Annotated in this window: 17 protein-coding genes; 10 read left to right on the forward strand and 7 right to left on the reverse strand. The window is 71.2% G+C overall.

Annotated features, from left to right (window positions below):
• Nucleotides 1-84: 84 nt before the first annotated feature.
• The gene (locus I004_RS0119615; protein ID WP_037977025.1) at nucleotides 85-5,985 is read right to left on the reverse strand and encodes a WD40 domain-containing protein; all 5,901 of its coding nucleotides are present in this window, start codon (nucleotides 5,983-5,985) and stop codon (nucleotides 85-87) included.
• Between the two features lie 93 nt (nucleotides 5,986-6,078).
• Between I004_RS0119615 and I004_RS0119620 the strand changes: the two genes are divergently transcribed.
• Nucleotides 6,079-7,266 carry an SLC13 family permease gene (locus I004_RS0119620; protein WP_028436903.1) on the forward strand — a complete coding sequence of 396 codons (1,188 nt, stop codon included), beginning with the start codon at nucleotides 6,079-6,081 and terminating at the stop codon, nucleotides 7,264-7,266.
• A 12-nt stretch (nucleotides 7,267-7,278) separates the two neighbouring features.
• Here the strand turns inward: I004_RS0119620 and I004_RS0119625 are convergent, their stop codons facing one another.
• The 5 genes from I004_RS0119625 to I004_RS0119645 form a co-directional block, all read right to left on the reverse strand.
• The gene (locus I004_RS0119625) at nucleotides 7,279-8,172 is read right to left on the reverse strand and encodes an inositol monophosphatase family protein (protein WP_486580134.1); all 894 of its coding nucleotides are present in this window, start codon (nucleotides 8,170-8,172) and stop codon (nucleotides 7,279-7,281) included.
• Nucleotides 8,153-8,851 carry a hypothetical protein gene (locus tag I004_RS0119630; RefSeq protein WP_028436905.1) on the reverse strand — a complete coding sequence of 233 codons (699 nt, stop codon included), beginning with the start codon at nucleotides 8,849-8,851 and terminating at the stop codon, nucleotides 8,153-8,155. The genes I004_RS0119625 and I004_RS0119630 overlap by 20 nt, the downstream gene beginning before the upstream one ends.
• Nucleotides 8,852-8,865: 14 nt before the next feature.
• Nucleotides 8,866-9,816 (reverse strand): hypothetical protein, encoded by a 951-nt coding sequence (locus I004_RS0119635; RefSeq protein ID WP_486580135.1) that lies wholly within the window; start codon nucleotides 9,814-9,816, stop codon nucleotides 8,866-8,868.
• A gap of 92 nt (nucleotides 9,817-9,908) precedes the next feature.
• Entirely contained in the window at nucleotides 9,909-10,703 is a 795-nt protein-coding gene (locus I004_RS0119640) for an SDR family oxidoreductase (RefSeq protein ID WP_078511466.1), read from the reverse strand.
• A 126-nt stretch (nucleotides 10,704-10,829) separates the two neighbouring features.
• Complete coding sequence (locus I004_RS0119645; RefSeq protein WP_078511468.1) at nucleotides 10,830-11,618, reverse strand: SIR2 family NAD-dependent protein deacylase; 789 nt, start codon at nucleotides 11,616-11,618, stop codon at nucleotides 10,830-10,832.
• Between the two features lie 196 nt (nucleotides 11,619-11,814).
• On the opposite strand from I004_RS0119645, the gene oxc reads away from it, so the two are divergent.
• Nucleotides 11,815-13,542, forward strand: coding sequence for an oxalyl-CoA decarboxylase (gene oxc, locus I004_RS0119650; protein ID WP_028436909.1), 1,728 nt, complete (start codon nucleotides 11,815-11,817; stop codon nucleotides 13,540-13,542).
• Nucleotides 13,543-13,746: 204 nt separating this feature from the next.
• The gene (locus tag I004_RS40390; RefSeq protein ID WP_486580136.1) at nucleotides 13,747-13,887 is read left to right on the forward strand and encodes a hypothetical protein; all 141 of its coding nucleotides are present in this window, start codon (nucleotides 13,747-13,749) and stop codon (nucleotides 13,885-13,887) included.
• Nucleotides 13,888-13,925: 38 nt separating this feature from the next.
• On the opposite strand, the gene I004_RS0119660 is transcribed toward I004_RS40390, so the two are convergent.
• Nucleotides 13,926-14,345 (reverse strand): CoA-binding protein, encoded by a 420-nt coding sequence (locus I004_RS0119660; RefSeq protein ID WP_028436910.1) that lies wholly within the window; start codon nucleotides 14,343-14,345, stop codon nucleotides 13,926-13,928.
• 228 nt (nucleotides 14,346-14,573) lie between these two features.
• On the opposite strand from I004_RS0119660, the gene I004_RS0119665 reads away from it, so the two are divergent.
• The 7 genes from I004_RS0119665 (at nucleotide 14,574) to I004_RS0119695 (ending at nucleotide 23,088) form a co-directional block, all read left to right on the forward strand.
• Nucleotides 14,574-16,211: an ABC transporter substrate-binding protein gene (locus tag I004_RS0119665; protein WP_051345211.1), complete on the forward strand. Its 1,638-nt coding sequence runs from the start codon at nucleotides 14,574-14,576 to the stop codon at nucleotides 16,209-16,211.
• Complete coding sequence (locus tag I004_RS0119670; RefSeq protein ID WP_028436912.1) at nucleotides 16,208-17,161, forward strand: ABC transporter permease; 954 nt, start codon at nucleotides 16,208-16,210, stop codon at nucleotides 17,159-17,161. Before I004_RS0119665 ends, I004_RS0119670 begins: the two co-directional genes overlap by 4 nt.
• A gap of 92 nt (nucleotides 17,162-17,253) precedes the next feature.
• Nucleotides 17,254-18,078, forward strand: a complete 825-nt coding sequence (locus tag I004_RS34900; RefSeq protein WP_037977030.1) for an ABC transporter permease — start codon at nucleotides 17,254-17,256, stop codon at nucleotides 18,076-18,078.
• A gap of 68 nt (nucleotides 18,079-18,146) precedes the next feature.
• Entirely contained in the window at nucleotides 18,147-19,187 is a 1,041-nt protein-coding gene (locus I004_RS34905) for an ABC transporter ATP-binding protein (RefSeq protein ID WP_051345242.1), read from the forward strand.
• Nucleotides 19,184-20,260, forward strand: coding sequence for an ABC transporter ATP-binding protein (locus tag I004_RS0119685; protein WP_051345213.1), 1,077 nt, complete (start codon nucleotides 19,184-19,186; stop codon nucleotides 20,258-20,260). Before I004_RS34905 ends, I004_RS0119685 begins: the two co-directional genes overlap by 4 nt.
• Nucleotides 20,261-20,356: 96 nt before the next feature.
• Nucleotides 20,357-22,204 carry a gamma-glutamyltransferase gene (locus I004_RS0119690; RefSeq protein WP_028436914.1) on the forward strand — a complete coding sequence of 616 codons (1,848 nt, stop codon included), beginning with the start codon at nucleotides 20,357-20,359 and terminating at the stop codon, nucleotides 22,202-22,204.
• A 65-nt stretch (nucleotides 22,205-22,269) separates the two neighbouring features.
• Nucleotides 22,270-23,088: an inositol monophosphatase family protein gene (locus I004_RS0119695; protein ID WP_028436915.1), complete on the forward strand. Its 819-nt coding sequence runs from the start codon at nucleotides 22,270-22,272 to the stop codon at nucleotides 23,086-23,088.
• Nucleotides 23,089-23,093 lie beyond the last annotated feature (5 nt).

Below are 23,093 nucleotides of genomic sequence, written 5' to 3' on the forward strand. Positions count from 1 at the left end.
CCGACTGGTGCGCCGCCCCCGCACTCCGCACGAGCGCTGAAGGACAAGGGCCGCAGGGACGCGCCGCCGGATGGGCGCGCCCCGTCACAACTCCGCGTCGAGGGAGAGGCGGTGGACTCCAGGGAGGTAGGCGTCGAGCTCTCCCGGGGTGAAACGTGTCATGCCGACGACGTGCCAGAACTCGCCCGCCACATCCCCCTCGTACTTGTATCCGCCGCTCGGCGTCAGCGCCGCCCAGCCGCCGGGCACACCGATCAGCGTGGCCCGCAGTTCGGGGGTCTCTTCGGGCTCCGTCCCGTCGGGGAGGCTCCACAGGCGGACCGTGCCGTCCTCGCCGCCGCTGGCCAGCTGCGTACCGTCCGGGCTGAAGGCGAGGGTGTGCACGCGGCCGGTGTGGCCCGTCAGCCGAGCGGTCATCTCGCCGCTGTCCGCGTCCCACAGGCAGATGGCGCGGTCGTCCCCGGCGGTCGCCAGCAGCGGGCGCCGCGGGTGCGCCGCCGCCGTCCACAGCCGTCCGCGGTGCCCGCGCAGCACGTGCCGCTGCTCGCCGTCCTCCCACACGACGGCCGTGCCGTCCCAAGAGGCGCTCACCAGTGCGCTGTTGCCGCAGCAGAAGGTGACGGCGTACACGCGGTCGGCGTGCCCTTCGAGGTCGGCGACGAGGCGTCCGGTCGAGGGCTCCCACAGCCTGACGTGGCTGTCGTCGCATCCGGTGGCGAGGAGTTCGCCGTCCTCGCGGAACGCGATGGAGCGCACCCGACCGCGGTGCAGCGTCAGCGTCGTCAGATGCGCACCGGTGGCCCGCCACCACAGCTGGACGGTGTCGTCGTCGTTGGCGGTGGCCAGGAGTTCACCGTCGCCGCTGAAGGCCTCCGCCCACGTGTGGTCGGTCTCGACGTCGATCTCCCGCAGGTATTCGCCGTTCGTGGCGTTCCACAGATAGACGTCGCCGTCGTTGCTCGCCGTGCCGAGCAACGGACCGGCGGGGCTGAAGACAGCGGAGACCAACCGGTCGCCGCGGCCGGAGAGTTCGGTGGTGCGGCGTCCCGTGCGGGCGTCCCACATTCGCACGAGTCCGTCGTTGCCGCCGGTGGCGAGCAGGGCGCCGTCGGAGCTGAAGGCGAGCGTGTTGACGCGACGCCCGTGGCCGCGCAGGATCCGCTTGCCCTGACCCGTACCGGCGTCCCAGATCTGTGCACCGCCGTCGTTGCCGACCGTGAGCAGCTGACGGTCCTGCGGGCGGAAGGCACACGCCCAGGCGGAGCCGCGGTGTTCGATGGGCTGCTGCGGCAGCAGAGCCACCGAACGCCCGCCCGTTCCACGGGCGTTCACCCGCCACAGCCGCACTGCGCCGTCGCTGTCGCACGCGGCCAGGAGCCGGCCCTCGTCCCCGAACAGCACCTGGTAGACGGCACCGGTGCCGCGCTCCAGCGTGCCGGCCGGCGCCCCCACGCGGGGATCCCACAGGCGTACTTGGCCGTCGGTGTCTCCGCTGACGAGCAGGCCGCCCGCCGGGTGGAAGTCGAGCGTGTAGACGTGGCCCGAGTGGCCGGTGAACTCGTGCAGCAGCCGGGGCGCGCCCTCTCGCGGCCCTTCTCCGGAGGCCGCCATGTTCCAGACCCGTACGGTGCCGCGGCCTTCCGCGCCGCGGTCGGCGGTGGCCAGCAGTGTCCCGTCGGGGCTGAACCTGGCTCGGTAGACGGCCCCTTGATGACCGTCCAGTTCAGCGGCGCACCGCCCCGTGCGGGTGTCCCAGACCCGCAGGGCCGCGCCCGCGTCACCCGTGACGAGTGTGGCGCCGTCGGGGCTGAAGACGGCTGTGTACACGGGCACGGTGTGGCCGGGCAGCCGGTGCAGAGGCTCACCGGTGGCCACGTCCCACAGCGTCACCAGCCCCTCGGCGTCACCGGTGGCCAGCAGCCGTCCGTCGAGGTCGAGCGAGACGGGCCAGACGCCGCCTGGGTGGACCTCGATCCGGTGCCGGCAGCTGCCCGAGACGGGGTCCCACAGCCGCACCTCCCCGTCGGCCGCGCCCGTGGCGAGCACGTTCGCGCGGAACTTGACGGCGTACACCCGTCCTTCGTGGCCGTGCAGCGTACGCACCGCCCGGCCGGTGTCCGCAGCGCACACCAGCACGCCGCCGTCCTCGCTGCCGACGGCGAGCAGTTCACCCTCCGGACTGTAGGAGACGGGCTCGGGCAGCCGGCTCGTGCGCATGTCGAAGCCGTAGGGGACGCCTACGCCCGAGGGACGCAGCCCCGCCTCGACCGGCATGCCCGGGGCGATGGCGGCAGTGGCCAACTCCGGTGCCGTTACGGACTGTTCGTCGGTGACCGGGTCGATCAGCGCGGCCCTGTTCCAGCGGCTGTCCGTCAGCCGGGTGCCGCGCAGATCGGTCCTGGTCAGCCGCGCCCGGCGCAGGTCCGCGCCGGTGAGGTCGGCGCCGCTGAGGTCCGCCTCGTCGAGCCGGGCGCCGACGAGACGGGCACCGCGCAGCACCGCACCGGAGAGATTGGTGCCCAGCAGCCGGGCGTCGGTCAGGTCGGCACCGGTCAGGTCGACGCCGGAGAAGTCACGTGCGGAGAGGTCCTCCCCGACGAGACGGGCGCCCCGCAGGTCGGCGTCGGCCGGCACCCGCAGACGGTCGATGACACGCACCGCGTTGGCGCGGGCGGCCTCGCTCGTGCGGGGCCCGGGGGAGTTGAGCACGTCCTGGACCCACTCGGTGCACAGCGAGTGGTCCGCCAGGTCGCAGAAGAACTCCACGGCGAGCTGGGTGAGGGGACGCGCGGCGAGCAACGTGTCGTCGCCGAGCGCCAGTTGGGACGCAGCCTCGCGGGCGATGAGCCATTCCACGACGGAACCGTGGATGAAGTGGAAGAGCCCTTCCTCCGTGCGCACGAGGAGACTCCCCGCGCCGACGGCCTGCGCGCTCTCCTGGGTGGACATCGAACCGCTGCCCACCAGCCCGCTGAGCGTCTCCGCGACGGTCTCGGTCAGTTCGTCCAGGCGCAGCGCGCTGCGGCCGCTCTCCCACAGCCGCTGTGCGAGGGCGGTGACCGCGGCCCACAGGTGGTCGATGCTCAGCCCGGGAGCGGCGCCGGGACCGCCCTGGCCGCGGCGTTCCTCGAAGGCGAGCCAGGCGGCGAAGACGTCCTCGTACAGGCCCGCGGGGCTCAGCGCGCGGCCCGCCCCCGCCACCGCGCGAAGCTGCTCGGTCCCCAGGTCGGCGACGAAGCTGAGCAGCCGCGGATTGCGGCTCAGCTCCAGCAGGTCGGGAATGTTCTGCAGCAGGCGGAAGCGCTCGTCGGCAAGTGCCTCGTCGCCGTAGCGGTTGACGAGATAACTGCGGATCTGCGCCGGGACGAAGCCTTCGAGGGAGAGCACGCGGCGCCGGGGGAGCATCCCGACGCGCTCGCCGAGCGCGGTGAGCACCTGCGCCTGCGACTTGAAGTGCTGGGTGCGGCTGCTGACCACGATCTTGGCGTTGTCGACGGACGCGTCGAGCAGGACCTGGAGGTGGTCGGCGGCCCGGTCGTAGCTGACGCGGTTGACCAGTTCGTCGAAGCCGTCGAAGAGCAGCACGACGCGGCCTTGTCCGAGCATGTATCGCAGCGCCCGCAGGTCGATGGTGTCGACGCCGCTGCCGGCCAGGTGTGCCGCGACGAGACCTTCGAGGCTGTGCGCTCGGTCGAGGGTGTTGAGCGGGATCAGCAACGGCGTGAGATGGGGCAGCTGTTCGGGAATGCGGCGGGCCAACTCCCGCAGGGCGAAGGTCTTTCCGTGCCCGAAGTCACCGAGGAGCAGGACGAAGCGGCCGTGGTCCGCAGCCAGCAGGTCGAGCATGTTCTCGACGAGGCCGTCGCGTTCCTCGCCGTCCGGCCGTTCCGCGTCGCGGTAGCGCCCGGGGAGGTAGAGGCCCGGCGCATAGCGGTCGTCGGCGCTGAGACTCGCCGTCTGCGCGGCGACGTACGTGCGCAGATCGAGCAGCCCCTGGAACTCGAGGAAGCTGCGGACGCGGATGCCACGCCGGCCGGCCCGTTCACGCAGAGACCGGTCCGGCGCGGGACCTTCGTGGACGATCTCCGCCTCGGAGCCGGTGTCGGTCGCGTGGGCCTGCGCGATGAAGCGGTCGATCTCCTCTTCCGCCGGAGTGGCCGGATGGACGGCGATGCGCTGCTGCCGCACCACCCCTTCCTCGTGCCAAGTGGCCATGATCTGGGCCATGTCGTGCGGATCGCGGCGGGGGACGTCACGCAGGCGCACACTCTCGTGGCGGGCCCGGCACACCTCACGTACGCGCTCGGCGAGCGAGTCGGCGGGTTCTTCGAGGGGGCGGCTGTCCCTGTCGTCCTCGGCCGCCGGTGCTGCGGGGACCGGGACGGGCAGGGGCGCCGCGGACTCGTCGGCGACGGCGAAGATCCGGTGGGCGGCGCGCCATTCGAGGGGAAAGTCCGAGGGCTCGCTGCCGGCTTCGTCCGTCCAGCGCGTGACGCCGTCGGCGCCGACGCGCAGCAGTTCGCAGCGGGCCGGTGCCGCGGAACCGAACACGGGCAACTCGCCCGCGGGCGTGACCAGTCGGGTGTGGGACGGTTCGGAGGAGGTGGTGCGGGGACCGCCGGTGGGACCGTGGAGCACGAAGTGCAGGCGGCGGGCGGTCAGCCGGGCGAAGGTGTCGGCGTCCCGCAGGGGGCCCGGGCCGCCCGGAGCGTCACCGGGCCGCTGCCGCCCCTCGTTCAGCGGATGCCGCACCACGCCGATGCGCAGCCAGCCCTCCTCCTCGTACGTGCGCAGCGCCTCGGAGAACCAGGTGGCCTGGTCGCGTCCCAGGAAGCCGTACTGGTCGTCCTCGCGGTGGCTGAAGGCGATGGAGGAGTTGAACCCGGCGACGACGGTGTGCAGTTCGGGCACGGGGAACAGCGTCCATGGCTGGTCGCTCTCGAAGACCGTGTCCATGCCCTGGTAGAGGCCGCGGAAGAGCCGTGTGTAGTGGCGCCACTTGGGCCAGTACGGCGGCTGCGGCGGCACCTCGTCGGCCTCGCAGGTGTGGAAGTAGCCGAGGCACGCCGCCTGGCTGACGTCCTGGGTCCCCGGCACGATCACCATCCGCTGCGGCGGCAGGTCCAGCTGGGAACGCAGCCCTGTCAGGAAGTTGAGGGCCTGGTCGCATTCGCGGGGGCTTCCGGACGCGGTCAGGTCACCCGAGACGACGAGGAGATCGGGCGCGGGCGCACCGGCGTCCTTCAGCTCCACCAGGTCGCTCCACATCTCCCGCAGCAGCACGTCGGGTTCACGGCCGCGCCCGAAGTTGGGCCCGGCCACGTGCAGCACCGACAAGGCGTCCTGCCGCGACGCGGTCCCGCCACCCGGTGCGGACGGGTACTGCGGGGCCCTGGCGGGCCGTCGGCGTCCGGACCAGCCCGTGCGACCGAGCGGGCGCTGGCCGTCGTCGTGCGGGCCGGCGGAGTCGTGCGGCACGCGCGGCCCGGGAACCTCCCCGGTGGCGCTGCCCGGGTAGCCGGGCCGCAGCCCCGGGCGTGCGTGCCCCTCGACGGCCTGTCCGACGCGCGTGAGCAGCATGTCGCGGGCGGTCTGCGTGTCGCTGACGCCCACCAGGTCGACGTACGTGATCGTCGCGAGGAGGCCCTCGATGGGGATGTCCTCGACGCGCACGGTCAGCAGCTTGCGCTCGGGCGCCTCCGGCTCGGCACGCAGCGCCGCCTGCCACTCCATGCGCCCGTACGTCGAACGCCCGTAATGGCTGGAGAGGACGGCGATCACGGCGACGGACTCGCTTACTCCGCGGTCCATGAAGTCGATGAAATTCGTGCCCGGGACGAAGTCCCAGGCCTGGATCACCGTGCGGTAGCCGGCTTCCTCCAGCGTCCAGGCGATCCACGAGGCCCATTGCTCGTCCGCCGGGGAGTAGCTGATGAAGAAGTCCAAGTCCCGCGTGTGGCCCACCAGTTCCCCGTTGCCCGTCATGGAAGCATCGTAGGAGCTGAGAGGCATGTCGGGCACCTCGGGTTCGACGGGCAGCGACATTCTCCTCACGTCGCGTGTGCGATTCTGTGTGCCGTGCGCATCGTGAAGAGAGTGCATCCCCTGGACTGGTTCGCCGGCGGACTCCTCGTCTGCGGGATCCTTCTGGTCGCCACCGGGCTGCTGCCGACCGGCCCGGCCGGGGAGGCGATGACCCGCATCGGGCCGCTTCTGGTCTTCCTCGCCACGGTGATCGTCCTGGCCGAACTGACCGGCAGGGCCGAGGTGTTCGACGCCGTCGCCTCATGGGTCGCCCGCACCGGCAGGGGCAGCTATCCGCTGCTGTTCTGCCTGTGCGTGCTCTTCGCGTCCGTCACCACGATCACGCTCAACCTGGACACCACTGCCGTGCTGCTCACGCCCGTGATGCTCGCGCTGTCCACGCGGGTCGGCATCGCGGCCGTGCCGCTGGCGATGACGACGGTCTGGCTGTCGAATACGGCGAGCCTGCTGCTGCCGGTCTCCAACCTCACCAACCTGCTCGCCGCCGACCGCGTGGCGCTCTCGCCCGTCGAGATGGCCACCACCATGGGGCTGCCGCAGCTCGCCTCGATCCTGGTGACCATGGCCTGTCTGTGGGGCTTCTACTGGCGCCTCGGCCGACGGAACGCCGAGAGCTACATACCTCCGCAGCCGCTGCGGCCCGCGGACCCCGTGCTCTTCCGTGTGTGCGCGCTCGCGTGCGCCGGGTTCCTGGTGGCGATCCTCGTGGCCGATGTGCCGCTGTGGTCCGCCTCGCTGACGGCGGCTGTGGTGGTCGTCGTGGCATTCGCGGTCAGGCGCAGAGCGGACCTGCGGCTGACGCTCATCCCGTGGCGGCTGCTGATGATGGTCCCTGGGATGTTCCTCGTCGTGGAGACCGTCAACGCACACGGGCTGCACGATCTGCTCACCGCGACGATCGGCGCGGACGGCGGCCTGCTGGGCATGCTCCGCTCGGCGGGCGTGGGCGCCGGCCTCTCCAACGTCCTCAACAACCTCCCCGTCTACCTCGCGGGGGAGGCGGCCGTCCCGGTTGCGAACGAGCACCAGCTGCTTGCCCTGCTCATCGGCACCAACGTCGGTCCCCTGGTGACACCTTGGGCGTCACTGGCGACGCTGCTGTGGTTCGAGCGGTGCCGCTGGCACGGCACCCGGATCCCCCTGCGCCGCTTCATGGCCACCGGGCTGGTGCTCGCCGTGACGGCGACGCTCTCGGCCACCGCCGTTCTCGCCCTGATCTGAGAAGCGGCCTGGTCACTCCGCCGCCGGCGCGCCGCCGGAGGCCGCTGCCGCCAGATCCACCAGATGCGCCAGCGTCTCACCGCGGCCCGCGACGAAGCTCCGCCCCGAGTCCGGTCCGTCGAAGCCCACCCGGAAGGGGCTGCCGGAGAGGGAGCGGAACTCCACGCCGGCCTCGGCGGCCAGCAGCGCACCGCCCGGGAAGTCGACGGCCTCCGCCCGGTAGCCCACGTATCCGTCGATGGTGCCGCTCGCCAGCATGCTCCATCCCAACAGCGGTGCCCACAGCTGCAGTACGCGCCGCGAGTGCAGCTCCAGAGCTCCCCGCAGGGCCTGCGCGCGCACGTCGCTCCTGCTCACCGAATGCCCCTGCGTCCACGCCAGGACGGGCCCGCACCGCGCCAACTCTGCGCGCGGACCGCCCAGTCGGGTGGTGCCGCACCAGGCGCCCTGCCCGAGCGCCGCGCGCCACGTCCGCCCCGTCACCGGCTCGTGCACCACGCCGACGACGGGTGAGCCGTCCACGCACAGGGCGATCCCGACGGCGTAGGCGGTGAGCCCGATCGCCACGTTGTTGCTGCCGTCGAGCGGATCCACCAGCCACGTCCGGCTGCCGTCGGCCTCGATCAGCCCGGCCTCCTCCGAGACGATCCGCTCGTGCGGGAAGTGCGTACGCAGCCGGGCGAGTATGATCTCCTCGGCCGCCAGGTCCAGATCCGTGACGACGTCGCCGCCGTCGCCCTTGCTGCCGACGGTGTGGGCCTCCGCGAAGCGGGCGCTGAGTAACGCCCCCGCCTCCTCGGCGGCTTCGACCGCCACCTTTTGCTCGTAGGCGTACGCGCCGGTGTCGGTGCCCGCCCACATGCTCTTGGGTGTGTCACCGTCCGCGTCACTCCCGGTGCCCTGCATGGACCCTCCTCAGCGCCGCCCGCACGGTCCTTCGGGTGTCTTCTGCCCCGCACAGCCGCCGTACAGTGCTGTGGCCGGGTCCGTGCAGGGGCCCGAGAAAGAGATCCCTGCGCCCAGGAAGCGTCCTCCCCAGCACGAGCGTGGCCGCGGGCTCGCCGTTCCTGACAACGGTCGAGTGGAACTCACCGGCCGCCAGCGTGTACGTCTCCCCGCCCGTGCTGGTGTGCTCGGGGCCCGGCTCGCTGCGCACGAGGCGTTCGGTGGGCCGCAGTTCGTCCGTGCCGTCGGGGGCGCTGTGCACCTCGAAGACGCGGTGAGTCGCGCCGGGGGAGGGGCCGGTGGCCGGGCCGGGCGCCGCGGCAGAGGCCGGTTCCGTGATGCGTACCGGGACGTTGGAGACGTGGCCGTAGAGCACGTGGCTGAGCAACTCCCAGCTGTGGGCGTGCATTCCGGCGGCCAAGGCCTCCCCGGCAGAGGACCCGCCGCCGAAGAGGTGGACGCACACGCCCCGCTCACCGTCGCGCACCACGGGCAGGCACAGAAAGCCCAGTGGATGCCGTACCGCTCTCAACTCCCGCTGCCCGGACGCGATGTCACCCAGGACGCCCGCCACCGCCTCGCGCGGTACATGTGCCGCGGATCCGTTCCGCAGCGCGTGTTCGAGCTCGTCGTAGTCCATGGCGCCCGACGGGTTCACCTCCGGTACGGGTCGTCCGCGTGAAGTGCCTTGTCGATGATCTCGCCGACGTCGGTGTCGGTGAAGACGGTGGGGAGCGGAAGGCTCAAATGGTCGAAAACCGCTCGCACTTCGTCGACGGTCGGCTCGTCGCTCAGCGGCGGCAGCGCGTGCAGGTCGAGCCGCTCGGCCTGCTCCCTGCTCTGGTGCAGCTCAGTGACGTAGTAGTCGTAGAGCGGCTGGTCGCGTGCGACGAGGAGGTTGACGCGGTTGGGGTCGTCCTGCGTGATGACAAGGCAGGATTCGGACAGGTCGAAGCGGAGCGTCGGCACTCCCGCCGAGAGATGCACGCTGATCTCCAGCGTGTCCAGGCGCTGCCGGTACCAGCAGGCGGCCAGCACGGTCGCGTACGACTCCTTGCGGGTGCGCGTCGCCGTCCATGCGTTGGCGGCGTCCACGTTCCGCTGCCGCGCGAAGGTCTGCCGGAAGCGCGCGTAGTCCGAACACGTCTTCTCGCTGCCGGGGTTGATGATGTCGATCTTGATGCTGAGCGGAGTGCGCTGACGGGTCGCCGTCTCCACACAGCGCGGCAGCGTCACCGCCCGCAGATAGGTGCCCGTACCGCCTTTGAAGTACCAGCGGTTGGTCTGCTCGCGGGCCTTGCTGAGCGCTTCCCCCACCTCGCTGCCCGACAGGGAGCGCACCATCGCCAGATCCTCCAGCGCACGGCGTGTGTCGGAGGACACCTCCTGGATGTCGGACCGGCGGCGGACGCGCTCGGTCATCGACCCCACGGCAAGCGCGCCGAGTACAAGGAGAGTTGCACCGGAGGAGACGTCGTCGCTGATCACTTCCCCGAAGACGTCGAGGAAACCGATCGTCAGGCCCAGTCCGACGGCGATGACGACATCCAGGTTCCGGATGATCCAGCCGACGCCCAGTTCCACACGCCCCACACGCTGTGCCACGTATCCACCCCTCCCCGTGATGACCAGCATCGTAGGAGGGACGGGACTTCGCCCGCCAGGCGGGGATGCCCTCGCAGCGGCCGGACCGGGGGTCAGGCGTTGAACCCGCCGTCCACCGCCATCGACGCACCGGTGATGTTGCGTCCGCCCTCGCCCACGAGATGGGCGACCGTCGTGGCGATGTCGTCGGCCTCTCCGTACCTCCCGCGGGCGGTGAAGGCCGCCTGGGCGTCGGCTCCTTGTCCGTCCGCGGGGTTCATGTCGGTGTCGACGGGCCCCGGCGCCACGAGATTCACGGTGACTCCGCGCGGCCCCAGTTCACGGGCGAGTGCCCTCGTGAGCCCGCTCAGGGCCGCCTTGCTCGTGGCGTACAGCGACATGCCGGGGAACACGACGCGCTCGCCGACGCAGCTCCCGATGTTCACGATGCGCCCGCCCTCGGCGAGGTGCGGTTCCGCGGCCTGCGACGCCAGATAGGGGCCGCGGACGTTCACCGCCAACACCCGGTCGATGTCGGCGAGTTGCATCGAGCCGACGGGCCCGGTGGCCCCCGTGCCCGCGTTGTTGACCAGGATGTCCAGGCGTCCGAACTCCGTTACGCACGCTTCGACCGAGTGACGGATCGCCGCCGGGTCGGCGCAGTCCGCGCGTACGGCCAGGGCGCGGCCACCCGACTTCTCGATGAGGGCGGCGACCTCCTCCGCCGCGGCCGCGCTCCGGTCGTAGGTCAGGGTGACGTCGGCGCCGTCGGCCGCCAGTCGCAGTGCGATCGCGGCACCGATGCCGCGGCTGCCGCCCGTCACGAGGGCCGCCTTGCCGTACAGGGGAAGCGACTGCCGGGCTGCGACGCCGGTCGCTGCAGTGTCTGTGCTCTGGATCGAAGACATACCGGGAGTCTCGTGCGGGTCCCGGAAGATCTCCGGCGGATATCGGACGGTGCGCTGCGGCACCGGCGCCCTGCCGTCGCGCCGGTGCCGCAGGTGCGGGGCCGGCCCGGCGGGCGGCCGTTGCGGTCACGCCTCGTGCAGCCCCTCCAGCAGCGCCGGCAGTGACTCGCCGATCGGTTCGCGTACGAGTTCGTCCGCCAGTTCGTCGTACGGAGTGGGCTCGGCGTTGACGATGATCAGGCGGGCGCCGTGGTCGACGGCGATCTCCGCGAGCGACGCCGCGGGCTGCACCTGGAGCGAGGTGCCGACCGCCACGAAGACGTCGCACGCCTTGGCGACGCCCACCGCCTGCCCCAGCACCTCAGGGTCGAGTGCCTGCCCGAACATGATGGTGCCCGACTTCAGGATGCCGCCGCACTCCAGGCAGTCCGGGTCGTCCTCGCCCGCCTCGACCCGCTCCAGGGCCTGAGCCATCGTGCTGCCGGCCTCGCACCGCGTGCACATCACGGTGCGTGAACTGCCGTGCAGCTCCAGCACCTTGCGGTCCGGCACCCCGGCGAGCTGGTGCAGTCCGTCCACGTTCTGCGTGATGACACGGACGGGCTTGCCGGACTTCTCCAGTTGCGCCACCGCCTCGTGCGCCGGGTTGGGACGGGCATCCCAGGTGGGGCTGTTGCGGCGCATCTGCCACGACTTGCGACGGATGTTCGGATCGTTCATGTAGTAGTCGTAGGTGACGAGCTTCTCCGCCTCCGGGTCCTTGCGCCAAAGCCCTTGCGGGCCGCGGTAGTCGGGGATGCCGGAGTCCGTGGAGATCCCCGCACCGCTGAGGATCGCGACGAGAGGGCCGCGCAAGGAGCCGGCGGCGTGCGGACCGTCCGGTGCGGGCCCGGGGGAGTCAGGGGAAGCAGCCATGCGGGCCAAGGGTAGTCACACTGCCGCGGATCGGCCGCCGCCTTCGGCCTCGTCGTTGACGACGGTGTCAGTGCTGCGCGGTGGCGCAGAACCGCATCTCGAGCGCTCAGCACAATCCTTGTCAGCCACCTGAGGCGAGGATACTGTATGCAGTATTCCGTGATCTCGATGGCACCATCCAGGGAGGGTCCTCACCATGACCGCCGCTTCCGTACCGGGCACAGAGGCAGGGGGGGACCACCCCGATGTCACCGACGGGATTCATCTGGTCGTCGATGCGCTGAAACTCAACGGCGTGGAGACCATCTACGGTGTCGTCGGCATCCCGATCACCGACCTGGCGCGTGTCGCCCAGGGAGCGGGCATCCGCTACATAGGCTTCCGCCACGAGAGCAACGCCGCACACGCCGCGGCGGCCGCCGGATTCCTGACGAAGAAGCCGGGCATTTGTCTGACGGTGTCCGCGCCGGGCTTTCTCAACGGGCTGGTGGGGCTGGCCAACGCCACCACGAACTGCTTCCCGATGGTCCAGATCTCCGGATCCAGCGAACGGCACCTCGTCGACCTGCAGCGCGGCGACTACGAGGAAATGGACCAGCTGGCCGCGGCCAAGCCCTTCGCCAAGGCGGCCTACCGGGTCCACCGCGCGGAGGACATCGGCCGCGGTCTGGCCCGCGCCATCCGCACCGCCGTTTCCGGGCGCCCGGGTGGGGTCTACCTCGATATCCCGGCCCAGGTGCTGGGCGAAGTCATGGACGCGGAGAAGGGCGCCGCATCACTGTGGCCGGTCGTCGACCCGGCGCCGCGCCAGCTGCCCGACCAGGAGGCAGTCGACCGTGCTATGGACCTCCTCGCCAACGCAGAGCGGCCACTGGTCGTGCTCGGCAAGGGCGCGGCGTACGCACAGGCGGACGAGCAGATCCGGGAATTCATCGAAACCACGGGAATCCCCTACCTCCCCATGTCGATGGCGAAGGGCCTCCTCCCCGACGACCACGCCTCGTCGGCGGCCACCGCCCGCTCGCTGGCGCTCCGCAAGGCCGACGTCGTGATGCTCGTCGGCGCGCGGCTCAACTGGCTCCTGGGGCATGGCGACGCGCCGCAGTGGAATCCGGAGGCCAAGTTCATCCAGGTCGACATCGCCGCTTCCGAGATGGACAGCAACCAGCCCATCGCGGCTCCGCTGGTGGGTGACGTGGGATCCGTGATGGAGGCCCTGACCGAGCGGAACAAGGCGGGCGGGATCACAGTGCCGGCGCAGTGGCGCGAGGAACTCGACGCCCGGGCGGCGCAGAACGTCGAAAAGATGGCCGGACGCCTCAAGGCCGCCGCGAGCGCACACCCGATGAAGTTCCTCGGTGCACTGCAGGCGGTCCGCGACGTCCTGCAGGAGTACCCCCAGGCCTACGTCGTCAACGAGGGCGCCAACGCACTCGACCTCGCCCGCAACACGATCGGCATGCAGGCACCGCGGCGACGGCTGGACAGCGGCACCTGGGGCGTCATGGGCATCGGCATGGGGTACGCCGTGGCCGCCGCCGTCGAGACCGGCGCCCCGATCGTGGCCATCGAGGGCGACAGCGCCTTCGGATTCAGCGGTATGGAGTTGGAGACCATCTGCCGCTACAAGCTCCCCGTCGTCACCGTCGTGCTCAACAACAGCGGCGTCTACCGCGGCAACGAGGCATCCCCTTCGTCCGACCCGGCACCGACCGCCCTCACGGCCAATCACGACGTCATGATCAAGGCGTTCGGCGGCAAGGGTTACCAGGCGACGACACCGGATGAGGTGGCCACGCTCCTGCGCGAGGCGCTGGCGTCGGGCACCTCGACACTCATCGACTGCGTGATCGACCCGTCCGACGGGACCGAGAGCGGCAACATCTCGCACCTCAATCCCAAGGGCATCACCATCAAGCAGTAACAACACGGCCGGCCCGCCCCGCCCCCCCCGCCCAGGACCAACGTCACAACTCCTGGCCGAACGGTGAGGGCGGTCCCGGCAGTTGCCCGACCACTGGGGCGTTCCGCAAACTCCCCGCCCTGCTGGGTCCCGGGCCGAAGGCCCAGGGGAGGACGACGCTACTTTCCGGACACGCCCTGGGGCCGCGGGCTGGTGTGGGGCCGGTTGCACGAGGAGATCGTGCGCCGGCTCGACGCCGCCGACCTGCTCGACTGGTCCCGCGCCGTCCTCGGAAGCGGCCTGGCGCATCCACCTCGGCGGTGTCATCTCATGGACGCCGAAGTCCTTCGCGATCTGCGCGGGTGACGCCCTTCTCGCGGTTGCGGGCCGACGCGCACCTCAACTCAGTCCAGTTCGAGGCGTGGGATCTCCCGTCCCGGGGAGCGGTCCATCACCATCTGCAGTCCGGCCTTGCGAGTCCTGACGTAGGCGGCCTCGTCCACGACTCCCAGCTGGAACCAGACCGCCTTGGCGCCGAGCGTCACCGCCTGGTCGGCGACGCCGCCGGCGCGGGCGGAGTTGACGAACACGTCGACCACGTCCACCGGGAAGGGGACCCCCGCGAGGGTGGCATAGCCCTGTTCGCCATGCACCGTCTCGGCCCGGGGGTGCACGGGCACCACCTTCTTTCCGAAGCGCTGCAGCTTCTCCGCCACGCGATAAGCGGCTCGTTCAGGGGTGTTGGACAGACCGACCACGGCCCATACGTCCCCGGCGTTGGTGAGGATGTCTTTGATCGTCGCGTCGTCGCCGTAGTTCGTCATGCGCGATTCACTCCCTCTCGGTCCGACTTCCGTGTCGGGCGCCCGGTGGGCATGCCGGAGATGAGCCGCGGAACGGTTTCCCGCAGCCGTGGAGTGATTGTATACTGTATGCGTTCCAGCTGACCCCGTCCGGTACTCGGGAGAGTTTGGGCAGTGGGCTAGTCAGGGTCGCTGTATACGGCATACAGTCGCCCGGATCCTGTCGGTCCGCTTGTGAGGTGGGGCAGCATGCGGCTTCGCGTATCAGCTCCCTCGCGCGCCGTGGCCCTGACGGCCGCCCTGGCACTCACCGTGACGGGCTGCGCTTCCCTGACGACTTCCGCGACCGAGGTCGGCGGCGTGCGGATGGGTGACGACAGACCGGTACGGGACGGGGGCACCCTCACCGTCGCGTTCAAGTCCGACCCGGACAAGCTCGATCCGAGCCTCGGCAGCACTCTCGTCGGCCGCAGCGTCTTCGCCGCGATGTGCCAGAAGCTCTACGACACGGACGCGAAGAACCGCATCAAGCCCCAACTGGCCGCCGGAATGCCGAAGGTGAGCGACGGCGGCCGGAAGGTCGTCATCGAGGTGCGCCGCGGCGCCCGCTTCAGCGACGGGACGCAGATGGACGCGAAGGCCGTCGAGACGTCACTGAAGCGGCACCGTGACCTGCCGGAGTCGGCCCGTTCCAGCGAACTCGAACCCGTCCAAAGCATCGAGGCGGTCGGCGACGACAAGGTCGAGCTGCGTCTGAAGGAGCCCTACGAGCCGCTGCTGGGTGCGCTCGCCGACCGCTCCGGCATGGTGATGTCCCCGCGTGCCCTGAAGAAGTACGGCAAGGACTTCGCCACGCATCCCTCCTGCGTCGGGCCCTTCCGCTTCAAGCAGCGCGTGACGGGCGACCGGATCGTGCTGGAGAAGGACCCCAACTACTACGCCGCCTCCCGTGTGCATCTGAAGAGGGTCGTCTACCGCACGATCATCGACGGCAACGTGCGGCTGGCCAACCTCCGTTCCGGCGACTCGCAGATCAGCGACCAGACCGCCCCGCTGGAGGTGCAGAGCGCGCTGACCGACGACAAGCTGCAGCTCTTCAACTCCCCGACGCTCGGCTACCAGGGCCTGACCGTCAACATCGGCAACACCCGCGGCCTGGGCAAGAAGCCGGGCAGGAAGAACAGCTCGTTGGCCCGCGACAAGCGCATACGCCACGCGTTCGAGCTCTCCCTCGACCGCAGCCTCATCAACAAGATCGTCTTCCAGGGCATGTACGACACCGCCTGCGGCCCGGTCGCCCCCTCCAGCGAACTGGGCACGAAGACGAAGTGCCCGGGCCGGGACCTCGGGAAGGCGCGCCGGCTCCTGCGCGAAACGGGTGCGAAGGGGCGGGTCCCCGTCGAACTGACGATCTCCAACACCGTGGAGGACATGCGGCTCGGGCAGGTCGTCCAGGCGATGGCCAAGGACGCCGGGTTCCAGGTGAAGCTGCGGCCCACGGAGTTCACCACGCTCCTCGAACACGCCGACAAGGGCGACTTCGAGGCCGTGTCCGTCGGCTGGTCCGGCCGGCTCGACCCGGCGGGCAACATCGACGCCTTCGCCGCAACCCTCGGCTCGGAGAACCGCTCCGGACTCTCCGACAAGAGCGTCGACTCCCTCATCGAGGACGGACGCCGCACCGCGGACCCCGGCGAACGCCGCGACATCTACCGCGACGTCACCCGGGCCATCAACGACCAGCACGCGCTGATCTATCTCTACCGGCAGCGCAACTACGTCGTGGCCACAAAGGACGTAGGGGGCCTGCGCGTCTACGGCGACGGCCTGATACGCGTCGAGAACGCAGGCTACGCCCAAGGTTCTGGTACGGAGGCGGGCCGATGACCCGGTATGTGCTGCGCCGGCTGGGCCAGTCGGGACTGACGCTGGTCCTCGTCAGCATCGTCGTCTTCCTCGGCGTGCGCGCCATGCCCGGCGACACGGCGCGCGCACTCGCCGGCGAGGAGACCAACCCGAAGGCGCTGGACGCGATCCGCCGCCAGTACGGACTCGACCAGAACATCGCCGTGCAGTACGGGCGGTACGTCGAGAACGCCGTCACCGGCGACCTCGGCACCTCGGCGCGCACCGGCCTGCCCGTCGTCGACGGCATCTTCGACGCCTTGCCCGTCACCCTCGAACTCGCCCTGCTCTCCCTGCTCCTGGCCGTCGTCGTCGGCATCGGCGCCGGAGTGGTCGCCGCCGTGCAGCGCGGCAGGCCCGCCGAGTGGCTGGCCAATACCGTGGCCCTGCTGGGGCTTTCGGTTCCGAACTTCTGGCTCGGCATCGTCCTGATCCTGGGATTCGCCATCGCCGTACCGGTGTTCGCGGCGTCGGGCTTCGTGCCCTTCGGCACCGACCCGCTGGAGAACCTGCGGCGCATGGTGCTGCCCGTCATAGTCCTCGGCAGCGGCCTCGCGGCCATCGTGATGCGGCAGACGAGAGCGGCGATGCTGGAGTCGCTGTCGGCCGACTACGTGCGCACCGCGCGCGCCAAGGGCCTCGCTCCGCACCAGGTCGTCGGCGGGCACGCGCTGCGCAACTCGCTGGTCACCGTCGTCACCGTGCTGGGACTCCAGCTCGGGCACCTCATCTCCGGCGCGGTCGTCACGGAGCAGATCTTCGTTCTGCCCGGCTTCGGCAAGCTGATGATCGATGCGGTGTTCACCCGCGACTACGCGATGGTGCAGGGCGTCGTGCTCTTCACCGCGACCGGTTACATCCTCGTCAATCTCGCCGTAGACCTCCTCTACTCCGTCATCGACCCGCGCATCAGGCTGGGAGGTGCACAGTGAGCACGGTCACCGAAGCCGCGGAAGGCGCCGGGTCGGACGGGACGCGCGCCGGGGCCCCCGAACCCCCGGCCGCACCGGCACGGTCGAAGCGTGTGCTGCGTCAACTGGGCCGCAACAAGCTCGCGTTCACAGGCGGGGTCATCGCGGCGGTCTTCGTGCTCGTCGCTCTCGCCGCGCCGCTCATAGCCCCGTACGACCCGGCACGCGCCGACTTCGGCTCTGCCCTGGCCGCACCGGGACTCGACCACTGGCTCGGAACCGACGACCTCGGCCGGGACCAGCTCTCCCGCGTGATTTACGGCGCCCGGGCCTCCATGCAGGTAGGGGTGCTGGCGGTGGCGCTGGCGTTCGTCGTGGGCGTGCCGTTCGGCCTGATCGCCGGGTACTACGGGCGGTTCGCCGACTCCCTCGTCTCGCGCCTCACCGACACGTTGCTCGCCTTCCCCTTCCTGGTGCTGGCCGTCGGGCTCGCCGCCGTGCTGGGCCCCTCGCTGCTGAACGCGACGATCGCCATCGGCATCTCACTCGTCCCGCAGGTCGTACGCGTGATGCGCGCCGAGACCCTGCGGCTCAAGCACCTCGACTACATAGGGGCCACCATCGCCGGCGGCGGCGGTGACGGCACCGTCCTGGCCCGGCACATCCTTCCCAACGCCGCCTCGGCGCTGCTCGTACAGGCCACGGTCGGCGTACCCACCGCCATCATCGGCGAGGCGCTGCTCAGTTTCCTCGGCCTCGGCGTGCAGCCGCCCGACCCCTCGCTCGGCGTGATGCTCTCCACCGCACAGCCCTACATCGCGGCTGCGCCCTGGATGGCGGTCTTCCCGGGACTGGCCATCGTCGCCGCGACGCTGGCCTTCAACCTCTTCGGTGACGGGCTGCGCGACGTGCTCGACCCCAGGGGGGTGACCCGGTGAACGAACCGAACCCCGCGGCCTCCGCCGGCGCCGCATCCGGTGACTCCGTTTCCAGCCGCAAGGACCCCGTGCTGCGCGTCAGCGACCTCGCTGTCACCTTCCGCGGCGAGGAGGGCGACGTACACGCCGTCGACGGCGTCGGATTCGACGTCGAGCCGGGCGAAGTGCTCGCCGTGGTGGGCGAGTCGGGCTGCGGCAAGTCCGTCACGTCGCTGGCCGTGATGGGACTGCTGCCCGGAACGGCGCACGTCAGCGGCTCCGTGACGCTCCGCGGACGCGAACTGGCGGGCGCCGAGGAGAAGTTGCTGCGAGGTGTGCGCGGCACCGAGCTGTCCATGATCTTCCAGGAGCCGATGACGTCCCTCAACCCGGTGCTGAGCGTGGGACGCCAGATCGGCGAGGTGCTCCGCCGCCACAAGGGCATGGACAGGCGGCAGGCGAAGAGGCGCTCCGTGGAACTGCTGGAGCTGGTGGGCATCCCCGCGCCGGAGCGGCGCATACACGAGTATCCGCACCAGCTCTCCGGCGGCATGCGCCAGCGCGTGATGATCGCCATCGCTGTCGCCTGCGATCCGGCGGTTCTCATCGCGGACGAACCCACCACGGCGCTGGACGTCACAGTGCAGGCAGGCATTCTCGACGTGCTGACCTCGCTGCGGGAACGGCTGGGCACCGCCGTCGTGCTGATCACCCACGACCTCGGTGTCGTCGCACACACCGCCGACCGCGTGCTCGTGATGTACGCCGGGCGCGCCGTCGAACACGCCCGCGTCGACGACCTGTTCGCGCAGCCCCGCCACCCGTACACCCGCGGCCTGCTCGGCGCCGTGCCACGCCCCGGTGCGACGGCTGCGGCCCCCACGGGCGAGCGGGCGCGGCTGCGCGAGATCCCCGGCATCGTCCCCGGACTCTCCGTCCAGCCGGACGAGTGCACCTTCGCGCCGCGCTGCCCGCGCGCCGACGAGGTGTGCACCGCGTCGCGGCCCGTGCTCTCCAGGCCCGAGGAGACCGACGGCGACCACGTCGGGCGCGGGCACAAGGTCGCCTGCCGGCACCCGCTGACCGGCACCGACGAACTCGTCGGCTTCGCAGGGGAGGGAGCACCGTGAACAAGCCCGCAGAAGGGACCACCGGCGCGGCGGCGGACGCACCCGCCCTCGAAGTGGACGGCCTGGTACGGCACTTCACCACCCCCCGGGGAAGGGGCACCGTACGTGCCGTCGACGGGGTGTCCCTGACCGTGGGACGCGGCGAAGTCGTGGGCCTCGTCGGTGAGTCCGGCTCCGGCAAGTCGACCGTCGGACGCTGTGTCGTGCGGCTCGACACACCCACCGCCGGCACGGTCCGCATCGGCGGCACCGACATCACGCGGCTGTCACCACGCAAACTGCGCCCCCTGCGCAAGGACTTCAACATCGTCTACCAGGACCCCTCAGCGTCCCTGGACCCGCGGATGCGCGTCTCCCGCATCGTCGGCGAACCGCTCACCCTGCACCGGATGGCGAGCGGCGCCGAGCTGCGAGAGCGTGTGGAGAAGCTGCTGGTCCAGGTCGGGCTGCCGGCCGGCACGGCCGAGCGCCGCCCGCACGAGCTGTCCGGCGGGCAGCGCCAGCGCGTCTCCATCGCCCGTGCGCTCGCCGTCGACCCGATGCTGCTCGTCGCGGACGAGCCGACCTCGGCCCTCGACGTCTCCGTGCAGGCGTCCGTGCTCAACCTGCTCGCGGACCTTCAGCGCGACCGCGGCTTCGGCTGCCTCTTCATCACGCACGACCTGGCCGCCGTGGAGTTCCTGGCCGACCGCATCGCCGTCATGTACCTCGGCGAGATCATCGAGGTGGCCCCGGCCGCCGACCTGTTCGCCGCACCCAAGCACCCGTACACGCAGGCACTGCTCTCCGCCGTGCCCGTACCCGACCCGCCTGTCCAGCGCGCACGGCAGCGGATCGTCCTGCAGGGCGACCTGACCGGCCCCGTCTTCCCCAAGGCCGGGGGCGCGGCGCAGACTGTGGACCACTGCCGCTTCCACACCCGCTGTCCCCTCGCGGTCGAACAGTGCCGTACGCAGGCGCCCGAGCACCGCGCACTGCCCGGCGGGAACGGCGGCCGCATGGTCGCCTGTCACCTCGTGGCGGACGACGGAACCGCACCGGACGCGGCCGCGACGGCACACTCCCGCACCTGAACAAGGCGGCAGAGTCACCGCAAGCACAAGGGGAACCCGACGGCACAAGAACCCGACAGCACACCACAGCCCACGAAGCAGGGAGCCGCACCACCCGTGTTCACGACCCGCCCCACCCTCCAAGGCACCTTCGGCATGGCCTCCTCCACCCACTGGCTCGCCTCGCAGACCGCGATGGCCGTACTGGAGGACGGCGGCAACGCCTACGACGCCGCCGTCGCCGCGGGCTTCGTGCTGCAGGTCGTCGAACCGCACCTGAACGGACCCGCCGGCGAGGTGCCCATCCTCGTCGCCCCCGCCGCCGGCCCCGTACAGGTGCTGTGCGGGCAGGGAGTCGCACCGCGCGGCGCGACCGTGGAGCACTACACCTCACTCGGCCTCGAACTCGTCCCCGGCACCGGCCCCCTGGCCGCCGCCGTCCCGGGCGCCTTCGACGCGTGGATGACGCTGCTGCGCGACCACGGCACCCAGTCCCTGGAGCGGATCCTCGGCTACGCCATCGGTTACGCCGAGCGCGGCCACCCCGCGGTCGAACGCGTCGGCGAGACGGTGGAGACCGTACGTGAACTCTTCGAGACGGAATGGACCACCTCCGCGGCCCTCTACCTCGCCGGCGGACGAGCGCCCGCCCCCGGATCGCTGCTGAAGAACCCGGCGCTGGCCGCGACCTGGCAACGGCTGCTGTCCGAGGCCGCCGGGGCCGGACCGGGCCGCGAACAGGTCATCGAAGCCGCACGGCGAATATGGCGCGAGGGCTTCGTCGCCGACGCCCTCCTCGCAGCCTCCGCCCGGCCCACCATGGACACCTCGGGGGAGCGCCACACCGGCACCCTCACCGGAGACGACCTCACGACCTGGGAGGCCACGTACGAGGACCCGGTCACCTACGACTGGAACGGCTGGACGGTCTGCAAGGCGGGCCCATGGTCCCAAGGCCCCGCCCTGCTTCAGCAGCTCGCGCTCCTGCCTGATGAAGTGACCGCCGCGGACGTGCAGTTCGACGACGCGTCGACCGGATCCGCCTCGGGGGACGGGGCCTTCGTCCACCGTCTGATCGAGGGCACCAAGCTCGCCATGGCCGACCGTGAGGCGTGGTACGGGGACGCCGACGGCGCCTCCGCCGTTCCCGTCGAGGCGCTGCTCTCCGACGGGTACAACTCCGCGCGGCGCGCCCTCATCGGCGAGAGCGCCTCCCGCGAACTGCGTCCCGGCAGCCCCGGCGGCCGCGAACCCCGCCTGTCCGCGCACGCCACCGCCGTCGCGAGCGGCCAGGTCGGCTTCGACCCCCTTGCCGTCTCGGCCGGCGCCGGAGAGCCCACCGTCGCTCGCGACGGGGCCACCCGCGGCGACACCTGTCACATCGATGTCGTCGACCGCTGGGGCAACATGATCAGCGCCACCCCCAGCGGCGGCTGGCTCCACTCCAACCCCGTCGTCCCCGAACTCGGCTTCCCGCTCGGCACACGGCTCCAGATGACCTGGCTGGAGCCCGGCCTGCCCAACTCCCTGACACCGGGCCGCCGTCCCCGCACCACCCTCACCCCGTCGCTGGCGCTGCGCGACGGTCATCCGGTGCTCGCGTTCGGTACGCCCGGCGGCGACCAGCAGGACCAGTGGCAGCTGCACTTCTTCCTCGCCGCCGCGCTGCGCCCGCATGTACGCGGCGGGCTCGACCTTCAGGGCGCGATCGATGCCCCCAACTGGCACACGGAGAGCTTCCCCGGCTCCTTCTATCCGCGCGCGATGCGGCCCGGCAACGTCACCGTCGAGGCCCGCGCGTCGCAGGCGGTCACCGACGGGCTGCGCCGGCGCGGTCACGACGTCGAGATCGGTCCTGCCTGGTCGGAGGGCCGGCTGTGCGCCGTCGCGCGCGACCCGGAGACCGGGGTGCTCAGCGCCGGTGCCAACCCGCGCGGCATGCAGGGCTACGCGGTGGGGCGTTGACGCCGGCGGGAACCCCGGAGGCAGGGGGAGGGCGCACCGCGGGCGCCCCGTGCTTTCATGGGCGGATGATCGACGATGAGCTGGTGGCAGCAGTCGAGGGCGCCGTTCGCAGGGCTGTCGCGGAGGAGGTGACGCCGCGTTGGCGTCAGCTCTCCGATGACGAAGTGCTGCAGAAGAGCGGCCCCCACGATCTCGTGACCGTCGCCGATCAGCGCGCGGAGGAGCAGCTGTCCAGGGAGCTGATGGCCCTGCTGCCCGGCTCCGTCGTGGTCGGGGAGGAGGCGGTGCACGCCAAGCCCGCCACGTATGAGGCCCTGCACGGCGACGCACCCGTGTGGATCGTGGACCCGATCGACGGCACACGCCAGTTCGTACGCGGCTACGAGGGCTTCTGCACACTGGTCGCCCTCGCCCGCTACGGCGAGCTCCTCGCCTCCTGGACCTACGCCCCCGTTCCGGACGAGATGGCGATCGCTCGGCACCGCGGCGGCGCGCTCCTCAACGGAGAGGTGCTGTGTGCCGGGTCCCCCGAGGAGGACAAGGTCCTCGAAGTGGCCACCTCCCACCCGGACTTCACCACCGACGAGCAGAAGCGGTCGCTGCTCGGGCTGCGCACCGAGGGTGTGGAACCCCGCCCCTGCGGCTCCGCCGGGCTGGAGTATCTGTCGGTGGCGCGCGGCCGCGTCGACGCCGTCGCCTTCAGCTGGGAGGCCGCGTGGGACCACGCCGCGGGGCTGCTCCTCGTGGCGGAGGCGGGCGGCGAGAGCCGCACCGTCGCGGGCGAGCCGTTCCGTCTCGCCGGAGGCAACGCGCTGCCGTTCACCGCGGCGCGGGACGCCGGTACGGCCCGGCGTATGGTGGGGCTGCTGCGCGCCGGACGCTGACCGGT

The organism is Streptomyces sp. TAA486 (genome assembly GCF_000426165.1).

Bases quoted from the DNA above. Each gene is read 5' to 3' on its own strand.
- I004_RS0119615 (WP_037977025.1), bottom strand. From the start codon at position 5,985: ATGACGGGCAACGGGGAACTGGTGGGCCACACGCGGGACTTGGACTTC.
- I004_RS0119625 (WP_486580134.1), bottom strand. From the start codon at position 8,172: ATGCAGGGCACCGGGAGTGACGCGGACGGTGACACACCCAAGAGCATG.
- I004_RS0119630 (WP_028436905.1), bottom strand. From the start codon at position 8,851: ATGGACTACGACGAGCTCGAACACGCGCTGCGGAACGGATCCGCGGCA.
- I004_RS0119640 (WP_078511466.1), bottom strand. From the start codon at position 10,703: ATGTCTTCGATCCAGAGCACAGACACTGCAGCGACCGGCGTCGCAGCC.
- I004_RS0119645 (WP_078511468.1), bottom strand. From the start codon at position 11,618: ATGGCTGCTTCCCCTGACTCCCCCGGGCCCGCACCGGACGGTCCGCAC.
- oxc (WP_028436909.1), top strand. From the start codon at position 11,815: ATGACCGCCGCTTCCGTACCGGGCACAGAGGCAGGGGGGGACCACCCC.
- I004_RS0119660 (WP_028436910.1), bottom strand. From the start codon at position 14,345: ATGACGAACTACGGCGACGACGCGACGATCAAAGACATCCTCACCAAC.
- I004_RS0119665 (WP_051345211.1), top strand. From the start codon at position 14,574: ATGCGGCTTCGCGTATCAGCTCCCTCGCGCGCCGTGGCCCTGACGGCC.
- I004_RS0119670 (WP_028436912.1), top strand. From the start codon at position 16,208: ATGACCCGGTATGTGCTGCGCCGGCTGGGCCAGTCGGGACTGACGCTG.
- I004_RS0119695 (WP_028436915.1), top strand. From the start codon at position 22,270: ATGATCGACGATGAGCTGGTGGCAGCAGTCGAGGGCGCCGTTCGCAGG.